Origin of the sequence: Bradyrhizobium uaiense (genome assembly GCF_010811875.1) — a bacterium.
Classification (GTDB): domain Bacteria; phylum Pseudomonadota; class Alphaproteobacteria; order Rhizobiales; family Xanthobacteraceae; genus Bradyrhizobium; species Bradyrhizobium uaiense.
On record NZ_VKHP01001267.1, the window covers coordinates 1 to 210 of the forward strand.

Sequence of the window (210 nt, forward strand, 5' to 3'; positions counted from 1 at the left end):
GAATCTATTTGTACCGGTGTTTTTCAAGGATTTGTTTTCGGCAGTGTGGGCACCGCTGAGACGGCGGCCGAAGGATGAGACCGACGATGGCGTGACGTACGGCGGGCATGGTTGGCTGAGGCGGAGGGCCGTTGATTCTTTTTTTTCCGCCCCGCGTGTGCGAGGCGACGATGCTGCAGGAAGGCGTAGGCAATCATTGTCATCAGGGCG

At 58.1% G+C, this 210-nt stretch carries 1 pseudogene; it reads right to left on the reverse strand.

The window, feature by feature from the left end:
* Window positions 1-23: 23 nt before the first annotated feature.
* Window positions 24-210: pseudogene (locus FNJ47_RS47260) on the reverse strand (IS701 family transposase); the annotation flags it as partial.